The sequence below is a fragment of the Bacillus cereus group sp. BfR-BA-01382 genome (assembly GCF_022663475.1).
Lineage (GTDB): Bacteria > Bacillota > Bacilli > Bacillales > Bacillaceae_G > Bacillus_A > Bacillus_A thuringiensis_S.
On the sequence record NZ_JAKUFQ010000069.1, the window covers coordinates 15,287 to 29,782 of the forward strand.

The following is a 14,496-nucleotide window of genomic DNA, read 5'->3' on the forward strand; positions in this document are numbered from 1 at the left end:
ATGAAATTATATATAAGAAAAAGAGCCTTAAAATCAGCTCTTTTATTTCAACTCTATTAAAATTTGGTTGTTAACTGGCTTTGTTTTATCCAATTTAACCATTCTTGTTGATTCTTTTGAAACATTACCTGCCCTGTCATATGTTCTGGACGTAATCGTTGTAAGACCTTCTTTTCTTACGAAAAACGGCTCACTGTAATTAGTCCACCCTTTAGTTTCTGCACCGTCTAACTTATATTCTATCTTTTGAATGCCAGAGACAGATACTTTCTCTATCTCTGTAATGTTTATTGATGTGCTATTTATATTCCCTGCTTTATCCTTTAATTTAAATGGATATCTTCCATTTTCAGATACAGTAAATGTCGCATTATCTCCTTTCACCCATTCACCACTTGGCAATTGAATAGAATCCACACCACTATCATTATCTTTTCCTATAACCGTTATTACTCTACGAGTCTTGTCATACTTACCGTTCTCATAAATATAATTCTCCTGAGTCGAAAAAGTAGGGGCTTCTTTATCTATATTCTTAATCTCTAAAACTTTTTTCGTTACATTCCCTGCTTTATCATGTACCTCAAATGTATAGGTTCCATTTTCATATACTTTAAAATCAAAGATATCTTTCTCTACCTTGCTCTCATTAGGAAGAATGGTGTAATCTATACCACTTTGAGCATCAGAAGTTTTTACTTTTATGTTTATATCTGTATTGGTCCATTCCGTTTGAGATTGCTCAAATTCTATGGTAGGAGATGTTTTATCAATCTTTACCTCTATAGACTTCTCTGTTACCATCCCACGATTATCATGTACTTTATACGTATAAACACCTTCTTTAGATAAGGTATCCGTGTAAACAGAATCCAGTATATCCTTTCCGTTGGGTAACTCTATTTTATTTATTTTAAAGTCATCATCATCCAATAACTCGAACTTTAAATCTGTCCATTTTATTTTATAATCCTTTTTATACACATCAATATTCATACCTGTATATGGCTCGAAATTTGAGTGATAATCATCTGGTACAGTAGAGATAAATTCAAACGTTTGTTTTCCTTGTTCCTTCAGTGTCTTTAGCGGAATTACTTTGGGAATTACCCATGTTTTTACCAAACTATATTCTGAATCATATTCTTTATTTGAAGCATATGCATATCCTATCTGAGCATTTATCTTATCAACGGATTCTGTAGCATTTAGTAATTCTACAGAACCCGATACTTTTATTCTTTTCCCTTTGTAGGTTGTATAAGTTTCCCAAATCGGATGGTACTTACTTCTATAGTCTTGTGTATAGCTTGTATGTAAGCCAACTTGGTTAGAAGCACTAATGTCTACTTTTATATCTTTATTGGTCCATCCATTTGCGTTTCCTGAAGACTTCACCAGAACCTTCGAAGGCGTATTGATGTTCCCTACAGGGACTGTATAATATCTGTGATTTCCTGCTTTATCTTTTGCGATAAATAGATATTCCGTGTTCTCCGAAACAGTATATTTAAACGATGAAGACTTCACTTTATTTCCATTTGGTAATTGGATATAATCCAACCCTGATTCATTATCAGTTACTTTAAAATCTAATGTGAATTCGCCCTTTTGGGTCTGATTGATTAATTCTTTGTTTAATAATTCGATGATTGGTGGTTGAACATCTTTTTGATTTTCGTTAGGTGTGTACGTTTCATCTATAACACTTACGTCTTCTTTATTAAAGTTTACAGTATCAGAATAAGCATACGATTCGTCACCTTGCGTATCAAATGGTTTGATATCTAATATTTCTTCAGATAAAAGCAATGGATATCCATCTTCGGTTTTATTGATAACTTTCCATTTAATAGGTACATTATTGTATATACCGAAATTTAATACATCACCTATTTTTAAATCTTTTGCCATCGTCCCATTATTTAACTTGTATTCTGGCTTTAAGTGAATGGCAGGTACAATACCCTTTGAATTATTAGCGTTCCTTCTTCTAACACTTGCCTCTGTTATTCCATCAATCGTTAAGAGCGCTTCACTTCCTACATCTTCTCCTCCACTTGATGTATACCATTCTATAAATTCCTCATAGTAATTTCTTTTCTGTTTCGCTTCATTTGAGATGTTTTTTCGTAAAGGTATACCTCTTTTCTGTAAGTAATTATAAACTTCATATACGTTTAACAAGAAAACCTTATCATTTTCATATTTATAATAATACTTGTCATGATTCATAACTAAACCACTTTGACTAAACGTAATAGAAGGATTGTAATACCTAAGTAACGGAAGTTTTAAGTCCCCTCCATCATGAACTCCTGACTTTTTATCAAAACCTGTAACATTGACTCTATGCTTTGTAATAGCAATTGCGTCATATTCTTCTTTTGAAAAACTATGTAGAAAACCCGATTCTTTATCGTAAGAGAAATTTTTTATTTTTGCTGATGTTGGTGGCTGATTTGTAAATTGAACATTCTTGGCATCACTATTTAGCCATTCTCTAATATTCGAACTCGACCAATAGGAACTCCCGTATAATTTCCTACCTGATGCAGACTGTTCGATTATGAAATTCTTTTTAGGACTTAGATTTTCTTCAGCATGTATATGCACAGGAGCTAAACAAGATAATAGTGCCCCTATTGATAATAGTGCTATGTTTTTTTTAAACAATATCATCACCCCCCGTTTCTATTTCTTTACTTATTATATAAAATTTTACCAACTATAGTCAAAACAAAAAGGAGGGGTATCCCCCCTCCTCTTAATCTTTTCCTGTTATTTTCACCTGAATATCTTTATTCTGCCAAGTAGATGGAGCTTCTATATCTACCGATGGATTTTCTTTATCAATATTCGAAACTACAATTGAAGCAATCGTTTCATTTCCACCTTGGTCCACTGATTTAAAGTAATAAATCCCATTTTCTTTTACAATGAAGGTTGCCTTATCATTATTAATCCAATCTCCGTTTGGTAAACAAATTTTGATTACACGACTATCTTTATCAGTGGCAACCACTTGTAAGGTCACTTCTTTATTGGTCCACTCTTTTGTACTTGGTGTAATGCTTATCTCAGGTGAGAATTTATCCTCATAGTGATAATGAGCTACTTCTGAAATATTACCTGCACTATCAACACTCGCTACATGAATATAAAACTCTTTTTTGTTTGTAACATCGAGTTGATAAGAAGTGCTTGTCGTTTCTATTTTTTCATCGGGTATGGTATTTGATTTTTCATCAATAACAATGGAATATCCTCTTAAACCTGTTTTTACTTCCGTTTTTACAACATTAGATGTTAATTGACTTTTCGTATCACTACCTTTAGCTTCTACATAATATTCATAAGTAGTTCCCTTATCAACAGATTCTTTAAAATTGATTATTGCCGTATCATCTAAATTCAGCGTCACTTTGTTAATATCAGGTTTCGAAGGGGCATCCACATCTTGACCACTTCTATCATCTAAATGCGTATCGGACGTTAATTGAGCTAAATAGAACAGCGTATTCGCTAACACCTTTTGTTCATCAGGTGTTGCTTGCCCATTAGAATGACCAGTTTGAATAATAGCTGTGTTATTCCATGTGTGTAAATATGCATTTGTATTACTATTCAATGAATCATCAACTGCACTTCCCGTAACAGGATTACCCCAACTGTTTCCCACGAATTTCATCCATGTATCACCGTTAAAATGGATATTCATTGTATGGGCCATTGGAATTTTTAATTCTGTTCCTACATTGCCTATTTTCCATGGATATTCCAGTAGCAATCCTTTTTTAGTAATTGCTATTTTTTCACTACCAATCCCTCTGAATTTTGTAGGGTCTGATACATTGAAATCATCTTTGACCGCATCAAAGAAATCAACTGAGGATGAAATTTTTGTCATTACATCATGACCTGCGAGTACCCCTTTTCCTCTCCGCTCAAAATCCTTTATTGCCTGTATACTTTCTTTTCCCAAAGGGCTCCATCCGTTTGCATCATATGTACCTATCATCATTACATCATATTTATCTTTTCCTTTTTCATCATATATGTAGGAATTGGGTGATGAATTGAATTCTTCTTGCGTTACTGCATCCACTTCAATAACTCCCATCCCATAACCTTTACTATTTTCGGAATTAGATTCTTCCATCCATTTCTTTAAACTGGCTGATACAGGCATTACGTTTCGTTTACCATCTCTATCTACAAAATCAATTGTAGAAAGGGTTGTATCTTTCCATTTAGTAGGATAGATGTTTAATACTTTTACTTTCTTTTTATAATCAGTAGCAGAAACACTTTGAAATTCTTTTTCTCCATCTTTTTTCTTAAATACTTTATACGTATATGGCTCCGATTTTCCACCTTCCCAAGTTAATTGAACCATATTCTCTTTATGATTCGCTTTTGCTTCTAATATTGGAATTTCAATCGGAATATGAGCTGTTTCACTTACATTCCCTTGATTATCTATAGCCTTTATATGTAGAAATTGTTTTTCGTCTTTGATATTTCCAAATGAAATATTTTCATCCGTTGTGTTTATTGTATTTCCTGGTTCGGTTTTTGGATTTTTATCTAATACATAACTATAGCCTTTTATCCCCGATATTACTTCTACTGATTTTTCTGTTGAAAAAGGTGTTTCTCCATTTTCAGATATACCTTTTATCTTGTATTTGTAATTCGTACCTTTATCTTTAGGCTTATCGAATTTTACATTTAAGTTTTCGTCTTCCTTTACTACAGTTGCCTTCATAACTTTGTTCGGCTTTTCTTTATCAATCGCATTCATATCCTCAAACTCGGAACCATATCCTTCATATATCTTCGAACCATCTCTTTGCAACTGAACTTTCGTTGCATAACCTACCTTGATATCATCCACATACGTATTTCCGTTTTTTGATTCTACTTGTTGCCTCAATTGTCTTGGGTTTTTTGACCAATCTATATCTGGATAATCAGTTACATTGCTATTCATATTAATAATTTGCCAACCTTCACTATGCTTTACTGTTTTTGTTGCAAATCTAATGGGTTCTCCAATATTTCTTTCTTTCCATTTTTCACCTTTTTTAAAACTACCTTTAATAGGTGCATTTAATGTTACCGTATTTGTATCTTTATCAATCTCTCTTACACTTAAGTTCTCTTTTTGGTCATACGGGTCTGTATCTGACGTAATACGGGTGCCCAATCCAATTCCTGAAACTGTATTCAGTTTAAATGTCTTTGTTCCAGGCATTACATCTTCTGCAAAATAAATGTTCTTATATGTAAAAGAATTTCTATATGTCCAATCTGTAAAGAGAGAAACCGTCCCTTCGTTGTCCGTTTTTACTTTTACAGAAGCAGAAACAGGCTTTCCATTTGGCAAGGCTATAGGGTTGTATAACCAAGTATGGTTCCAACTTGAAGTTATAGCATATGGCCACCATACTGAATTCCCTTTATCAGGGAACGTATTCGGAGTCATATATGCTCCTGTACCCGCATAAACATTTTCTTTTTCATGAACAATCTTTTGTCCACCATCACCTAAACCATTATTTCCATCATAGACTAATTCTGGTTTAGGTTTTTCATTTTCTTCATATCCAACTGCCCATAGTACATCACTATCTAAAATTTCAGTAGCCCAATCTGCCCTTGCATGTAAACCATTTTGAGAAACACTTAATTCTGGAATTCTGGACATTAAATATAAATCTTTTATTTCCTTATCATCTGTCCCACCATTAAATATGTTAATCTCATCTAAAATACTTTCTCCATCTAATCCATACTGATTATCGTAGCTATATCCGCTAATTACTAACTTGTTGTTCCAACCAACTTTTTCAGAGAATTGTTTCCCTCTTACTTGAGATAAATTTTGCTTTACTCCATTTAAATAAAGTTTGTTTTTATTTACATCATTTCTATTAAATACTGCCACAACATGGGTTAATTCATTTGGTTTTATCTTGTCTTGAACACCAAATACGTCATCATTGTTTGTATTAAAACCAAAAGAGCCTTCTATGAAATATAATGAATATTCTTCAAAACCAATAGGCATAAACATATCTTTCTTCCCATCCCATTTCATCCAAAATGAGAATGTTAATTCATCCTGTTTTTTTATATCTAAATCTGATAAAGGAATTTCTACTTTGTCACCATTTGGTTTTAATCCCTTATTCCTACTCCCTGGTTCAAAGTTCTCTTTTCCTTCATTTGTTTTATAAATTTTTCCATTCACTGTATTTTCTATCTTCTCTTTATCAAAATTCATTTCAAGTATTTTTCTTTGATTGTAATATTCAATATCCCCATAACTGGAAGCTTGAACAACTTGAGGTGAACTTACCATAGCCGTTAGCATTGTAATTACTGATATGATAGATGTGTATTTTCTCATATTTATCGCCTCCTTTACTCATTCCACCTTACTATTATAGACTTATTTAATCAACTAAAGTCAATAAAAAATAACACCTAAAAAGGTGTTATTCATCAGTTCCTACAATTTTCACTTCAACATCCCTATTCATCCAATTTTCAGGAGCACTTATATCAGCTTTTGGATTCTTTTTATCTATATTTGATACAACGATAGATTGTACTGTTTCATTTCCTCCTTGGTCTACTGCTTGAAAGAAATAGATACCATTCTCTTTTACAATGTAAGTTGCTTTGTAGTCGTTTATCCAATCACCATTTGGGAAACGCAAACGCATTACCTTGCTATCCTTGTCTGTTACAACTACAGTCAATACGACTTCTTTATTTGTCCAATCTTTTGTATTTTGCGTAATTGTTATTTCTGGCGGTAGTTTATCTACATAATGATAATGTTCTACCTCAGATAGATTTCCTGCATTGTCAACACCTGCTATATGCACATAGAAATCCTTTGTATTAGGTGCATTCATTTTTAATGATGTATTGCTTGTTTCAACAATTGAATCAGGTTGTGTGTTTGGATTTTCATCTATTACTATTGAATATCCTTTCAATCCTGCTTTTACTTCTGTTGATACAGTATTGGACTTTAATTTACTACCTGTATTCCCACCATTTGCTTCCACATAATAATCATAAGTGGTACCTTTATCTTGGGACTCTTTATAAGAAATATTGACTGTTCCATCCCCATTTAAAATCATTTGATTCATACTTGGTTTTGTAGGAGCATTCACATCCTGACCACTTCTATCATCTAATTTTGTATCTGAAGTTAATTGTGCTAAATAGAATAAAGTATTCGCCAATATTTTTTGCTCATCTGACGTTGCTTTTCCATTGCTATGACCTGTTTGTATTTGAGCTGTATTATTCCATGTTTGTAGATAGAATAAATTTGTGCCTTCTTTTCCTTTATATTCTGTATATATCTTATGTTTTTCTGGAGAAGGTATCCCTTTTGTCCATTTCGGGTCAGAATATTGCATGTCATTATCAATTACATACGAGTACCAAGTATCTCCATAGCCAAATTCATCTGTTGTATGAGAAAATGGAATGTTTAAAATTGTCCCCACATCCCCTAACTTCCATGGATAGTTTGTAAACAATCCCTTTTTATTTATCTTTATTTTAGAATTTCCTATTTGAATCGGGTCTTCACTATTTGGGAGTATATGCATATAATCTGTTAAAGCTAATCTATTTGAAAGATAGTTTTTCCAAAATACATCATGTCCCCCTAAATACCCCCTTCCAGATTCAATAAAATCTTTAACAACTCTTACTCCTTCAAGTGATAAATCTTTTCTATTATTAACGTCCCATGCTCCTTCGTACAAGACATCGTATTTCCAATTTCCTTTTTCATCTTTTAAATACTTTTCTGGGTTTGAGTTAAACTCATCAGAACTAACAGGTGTAACATCAATCAGACCTTTTCCGTATCCCTTTGTATCTTCCTTATTCGGCTCTTCCATCCACATTTTTAATGAAGCAGACTTATCTATAATAGTAGTCTCGCCTTTCCAATTAGTAAATGTAACCTTTTGGTCATCAGATAGTGGCTCTTTTAACTTCGGATAAACGTTTAAAACCCTAATTTTCTTGTTATAGTCAGTGGCAGAAATACTTTGAAACTCTTCTTCTCCTTCTTTCTTCTTGAACACTTTGTATGTGAATGGTTCTGATTTGCCACCATCCCAAGTCAATTGCACCATATTTTCTTTATGATTCGCTTTTTCTTCTAAAGTAGGAATTTCTATTGGGATATGAGCTGTTTCACTTACGTTTCCTTGGTTGTCTATTGTTTTTATATGCAAATAATGTTTTCCATCACCCATACTATTCATTTCTATTTTTTCAGATGTAGTATTTAACGTATTATTAGGCTCTGTTACAGCATTCTTGTCTATCACATAACTATATCCTTTTACACCTGATACGATTGTAATAGGTTTATTTTCTGAAAAAGGCGTAATCCCTTTCTCTGAAAGGCCTCTTATTTTATAATTATATGTTGTTCCTTTATCTTTCAATTTTTCCATTTCTATTTGAAGCGACTTCCCATCTTTTATAAATTTTGCTTTATTGACCTTGCCTGGTTTTTCTTTATCAATTGCATTCATATCTTCAAAAGATGAATTATATCCCTCGTATATTTTCTCATTATCTCTCTGTAACTCTACTTTTGTTGCAAATCCAATTTTTATATCATCCATATGAATTTGCCCTTTATTCTTCGTTTCTACTATCATTGCAAGCCCTTTATTAGGAATGTCATAATCATCTCCTAAATCTTTCATTTCACCGTTTAGATTATAGGTAATCCATCCCCCACCTGAAGGCACAATCTTATTACCTAAACTTAATGGATATGCTAAGAATACATAATGTAATTCTTCACCTTTTTTATAATTTACAGATGCATCGAATTTTATCTTTTTATTTTTAAAATCAATGTTTTTTCTTTGAATACCAATTGGGCCTGCTTCATAATTAGATGATTGTCTTGATGCAAGAAAATAATGAAAGTCTTTATCTCCATGTTTTTGTTTTAACTCTTCAGCAAAGGCATCGAAATTTTTGAGCTCAATTGCATTTGAATTAACAGCATCTTTAGAGACAATTAAAGGCGTTTTAAATCCATATTTTTTAGCAAAGGACATTGACCTTTTTGTAGGATGTGTACTTTCAGGGATAAACGTTGTAGTGGCTGTTTCCCCTTCGTTTTTCATTCTAAAATTCGCAGTGAATTTCATACCTGGTTGCAATCCTAATATTCCAGGGAAATAGATTCTCGATGTAAAATCATCCGTAGCAGGATATCTAAAATTCCCTTTGTCATACACACCACCATCTAAAACACTCAAGCTCTTTTCTCCCAAAAAAGAATCCTTATTAGAAATTTTGTTACTTTTGTCATTTGCAAATCGAGGAATCATATCACCATCCTCAAAAGATGTCTTCCATAACACATCTGTATCTAAAATCTCAGTTGCCCAATCTGTTCTTGCATGTAAATCATTTTGCGTTACCTGTAAGTCAGGAACTTTAGACATCAAATATAAATCGTTTACTTCTTTATCATCTGCACCACCATTGTATAAATTAATTTCATCTAAAATACTCGTTCCATCTAATCCATATTGGTCATCATAACTATATCCACTAATAACTAACTTATCATTCCATCCCATCTTTTCGAGAAATTGCTCTCCTCGAACTTGTGACAATTCTTGTTTTACACCATTTAAATATAATTTATTTTTCGTTATATCTTCTTTATTAAACACAGCGACTACATGCGTTAATTCATTTGGTTTTATTTTATCTTTGACACCATATACATCATCATTATTCGTATTGAATCCAAATGAACCTTCAATAAAATACAATGAATACTCTTCAAATCCTATCGGCATAAACATATCTTTCTTTCCGTCCCACTTCATCCAGAAAGAGAATGTTAACTCATCTTGTTTTTTAATATCTAAGTCTGATAGTGGAATTTCGATTTTATCACCATTTGGTTTTAATCCTTTATTCTTACTCCCTGGCTCATACGTTTCTTTTCCTTCTTTAGTTGTGTAAACTTTATTATTTACTGTATTTTTAATGTTATCTTCATCAAAATTCATTTCAAGAATCTTTCTTTTGTTATAAAATTCTGTTTCTCCATATGTAGAAGCATATGCAACTTGTGTAGAACTGGCTATAGTCATTGCCATTGTTATAGCAGATAGCATATTTAAATATTTCCCCATATTTATCATCCCCCTTTCATTTGATAAACCATTATATATTATATAAACTAAAGTAAATAAAAAATAGCACCTAAAAGGTGCTATTCATCACTTCCTACGATATCGACTTTTATATCAGTGTTCTTCCATTCTTCAGGAGCATTGATTTGAACATTCGGATTTTTCTTATCTATATTCGACACGACTAATGAAGCAATCGTTTCGTTTCCTCCTTGGTCCACTGCTTTAAAGTAATAAATTCCGTTTTCTTTCACAATGTAAGTTGATTTATTCCCATTTACCCAATCGCCATTCGGCATTTGTAGTTTCATCACTCTACTATCTTTATCTGTAGCTGTAACATGTAATACAATTTCCTTATTAGTCCATTCTTTTACATTCGGTTCAATCATTAATACAGGAGCCTGTTTATCCTCGTAATGATAGTGAGAAACTGCTGAAACATTTCCTACCTTATCCACACTTGCTACATGCACATAAAAGTCTTTTGTATTAGGAGGTGAAACGATATAAGATGTGCCTTTTGTTTCTATTTCAGCATCAGGAACTGTATCTGACTTTTCATCAACCACAATTGAATATCCTTTCAATCCAGAAGTTACAGTTGCTTTAGAAATGTTAGACTTTAATTTACTATTACTATTTCCGCCAGTTGCTTCTACATAATATTCATAATCCGTTCCTTTATCCACTGCATTTTTATAGTCAATAGACACATTTCCATCTGAACCTAAATTCATCGACGTTATAGATGGCATTGTAGGCGATGTAACATCTTGGCTACTTCTATCATCTAACTCTGTTTCAGAAGTTAACTGAGCCAAATAGAACAGTGTGTTTGATAATATTTTTTGCTCATCAGGAGTAGCCTCTCCATTCGAATGACCTGTTTGTATCATCGCTATGTTATTACGAGTTGTTAAATAGAAGTTTAATGGGTCATCCATACCTATGTTTTCATAATTAAATCGTAGCCATATATCTCCTGCTGTTTTTTGTTTATAGGTGTGTGCAAAAGGAATTTTTAATTTCGTTCCAATATCTCCAATTGCCCAAGGATAATTTGTTAACAATCCTTTTTTATTAATTTCTACAGTAGAATTACCTGTTACGAATTGCTTTTTATCATTATTCCCATTATAAATGTTCACATTTTCATTTACATATTCTATCCCATTACCCTCACCAATTTTTATAAAATTTGGTCGTAAGTGATGAATGGTATCATGACCAAAAAGAAGACCTTTTCCTGAAGCGACAAATGTATTCACTTCGGCTACCGAATCATTCGAAATATCTTGCCAGTTATTGTTATTCCACAAACCAAACACAAGCTCATCATATTTATGTATCATAGATGGGTTTTTATTGAATTCAGTGATAGAAACAGCATCCACATGAATTAACCCTTTCCCATAACCTTTCTCATTCTCCTTGTTAGGCTCTTCCATCCATTTTTTTAGCGAAGCAGATTTTGGAAGTGTAAATGCCTCGCCTTTCCAATTAGAAAAATCTATCATTGGAATATAATCTTTATTTGTATTATCTTGACTTCTTGTTTCTGGATAAATCTCTAATACATGTATCCCATCTTTATAACTACTTGTTGATGTTGTTTGGAATTCTTTACTACCTTCCTGTTTCTTAAATACTTTATAGGTATATGGTTCAACACTACCTTTTGTCCATTCCAGATGCACAAAGTTCTCTTCATTATTTGCTTTTGTTACTAACTCAGGAATTTCAATCGGAATATGTTTTACTTCACTTGCATTCCCTTGACCATCAATCGCCTTTAAATGTAAATAATGTTGTCCTTTCTCCTTTAAAGATGTTTTTAATGCTTCTGTTGTTAAATTAATCTTATCTGAAGGAATCGTATTCTTATTTTTATCAATGACATAACTATATCCTTTTACGCCTGACGTAACTGTGACTTCTTTCCCTTTAGAAAGTGGTGTTTCACCTGTTTTGGATAACCCTTTTATGTTATAAACATATTTTGTACCTAAATCTTTAGGTTTCTCGAAATTGATAGATAAATCATCTTTATCCCCGTTAAAAGTTATCTTCCTAACCATGTCTGGTTTTTCTTTATCCGTTGCTCCCATATCTTCAAATTCAGAATTATACCCTCTATATACCTTATTTCCATCTCGATATAATTCAACTTCTGTTGCATACCCCATTCGAACATCATCTATATACATTCCATTCAAAACCCATGAGGTAATAAAATAAGTAAATCCTCTTTTCGCAGTATCATAATAATCCTTGTTATCAACCGTTGTATTTAGATTAATCGTTTTCCATGTGTCAGAGTTAAAGAGTTCTTTTGTAGGAAAATATGCAGGGTTAAAATGTGTATGTCCTGGTACATCAGCCCCTTTAGGGAAATCTTCTGCAATAGGGCGACTCAACTCCATTGTTTTTGTTTCTAAATCAATGTGAGTAATATATCCGTAATCATAAAATCTATCTGGGTTAGCTTCAGGAATAATTTTATCGGCATAATAATAATTTCTCATTCGTTTATTCACTACATCTATAGGGAATTGTTCTAAATTATCTACCTTTAAACGTTTACTACCCGCTTTTGCATCTTCTAATAAAGTAAGCGGTTTGCTATACCCATATATAGAAGCTAAAGTAAAAGTTTTATTGATAGGTCCCCCAATAGCAGTTGAAGTAATAGTGGAATGTCCTTTTGGTTTCACTTTTACACTCATACTAAAGTGAGAGCCATTTGGAGCGGTTTGTCTTCTACTAAAATTCATATAGCTCGTTTCAGACTTATGTTGTGACTTATCCTCACTTTCATTAAACCAATTATTCCCCTTACCATTTACTGTTGACCCAATTTTCACAGAAGTCTCTCCATCATACGATTCTTCATTCGTAAAACTCTGTGAGCCATCAGGTGTATTTGACCTTGGAGGAAACGTAGGTTTTTCTTCTCCATTTTCAAAAGACGTTTTATAAAATAAGTCTGTGTCTAAAATTTCAGTTGCCCAATCCACTCGTGCATGTAAATTATTCTGTCTTACTGATAAATCAGGCACCCGCGAAAGTAGAAACATTTCTTTTGCTTGCTTCTCATCTGTACTTCCTTTATATAAGTTCACTTCATCTATTACAGAATTCCCTGTGACCTTATGAATCTCTTGTCCATTCCAACCACTTATTTGAAAATAATTCGTATTAAATATTGCATTCTTATTATTGACCGTCCCTCTTATCTGCTTAATATCCTGTTTTTCCCCATTTATATACAATTCGTTCTTTTCAACATCGTTTTTATGAAACACAGCAATGACATGCGAAAATTGATTTACTTTTATCTTATCTTTCACACCATATATATCATCATTTCCTGTATTAAATCCAAAATCACCATTATTTAACCAAAGGCCATATTTACCAAAACCAATCGGAATGATTCCATCTCGATTTGAATTCCCTTTTAAATCTCCATCCCATTTAAACCAAAACGAAAGGGTAATCGTATCGTCTTGCTCTATAGACAAATCTTTAATCGGAACTTTTATATCATCCCCATTTATTTGTAACCCTTTATTCTTACTACCTGGGACGAACGTTTCTTTATTTGATGTTGTTTTATACTCTTTACCACTCACTGAATCTATCGTTTTTTCATTATCAAAATTCATTTCAAATACTTTTCTTTGATTATATGAATCTACACTTCCATAACTGGAAGCATAGGCATATTGAGTTGATGCTATCATTCCTGTCATCATTGCTACCGTTGATAATACTGCAATACATTTTTTCATATACTCGCCTCCCTAAAAAACATTATACCTATTATAGACCAAAAACATTGACTAAAGTCAATGAAAAATAGCACCTTAACAGGTGCTATTCATCATTTCCTATTATCTCAACTTTTACATCTGTATTTACCCATTTATCTGGAGCATTTATTTGTACAGTTGGATTCTTTTTATCAATGTTCGAAATGATAATAGATTGTATCGTTTCATTACCACCTTCATCCACCGCTTTAAAGTAATAGATACCATTTTCATTTACAATGAATTCGGCTTTACTTCCATTTATCCATTGTCCATTTGGTAACCCTATTTTCTTCACCCTACTATCCTTATCTGTAGCAACTACATGTAATGTTATTGTTTTGTTCGTCCAATCCTTCGTACTTGCAGTAATTGTTAATTCAGGAGAAAATTTATCTTGATAGTGATAGTGAGATACTTCCGAGATGTTACCTGCATTATCCACACTT

At 32.6% G+C, this 14,496-nt stretch carries 4 protein-coding genes and 1 pseudogene; all 5 read right to left on the minus strand.

Annotated features, from left to right (window positions below; genetic code table 11):
- Positions 1-42: 42 nt before the first annotated feature.
- Positions 43-2,682 carry an OmpL47-type beta-barrel domain-containing protein gene (locus MR160_RS22815; protein ID WP_242298096.1) on the minus strand — a complete coding sequence of 880 codons (2,640 nt, stop codon included), beginning with the start codon at positions 2,680-2,682 and terminating at the stop codon, positions 43-45.
- A gap of 85 nt (positions 2,683-2,767) precedes the next feature.
- Positions 2,768-6,418: a hypothetical protein gene (locus MR160_RS22820; protein WP_242298097.1), complete on the minus strand. Its 3,651-nt coding sequence runs from the start codon at positions 6,416-6,418 to the stop codon at positions 2,768-2,770.
- 88 nt (positions 6,419-6,506) lie between these two features.
- Complete coding sequence (locus MR160_RS22825; RefSeq protein WP_242298099.1) at positions 6,507-10,229, minus strand: LamG-like jellyroll fold domain-containing protein; 3,723 nt, start codon at positions 10,227-10,229, stop codon at positions 6,507-6,509.
- 80 nt (positions 10,230-10,309) lie between these two features.
- Positions 10,310-14,026 (minus strand): hypothetical protein, encoded by a 3,717-nt coding sequence (locus MR160_RS22830; RefSeq protein WP_242298100.1) that lies wholly within the window; start codon positions 14,024-14,026, stop codon positions 10,310-10,312.
- Positions 14,027-14,111: 85 nt separating this feature from the next.
- Positions 14,112-14,496 (minus strand): annotated as a pseudogene (locus MR160_RS22835) (hypothetical protein); the annotation flags it as partial.

Excerpts from the sequence above, each read along its gene's own strand:
- MR160_RS22825 (WP_242298099.1), bottom strand. The coding sequence starts at position 10,229 with ATGGGGAAATATTTAAATATGCTATCTGCTATAACAATGGCAATGACT.
- MR160_RS22815 (WP_242298096.1), bottom strand. The coding sequence starts at position 2,682 with ATGATATTGTTTAAAAAAAACATAGCACTATTATCAATAGGGGCACTA.
- MR160_RS22820 (WP_242298097.1), bottom strand. The coding sequence starts at position 6,418 with ATGAGAAAATACACATCTATCATATCAGTAATTACAATGCTAACGGCT.
- MR160_RS22830 (WP_242298100.1), bottom strand. The coding sequence starts at position 14,026 with ATGAAAAAATGTATTGCAGTATTATCAACGGTAGCAATGATGACAGGA.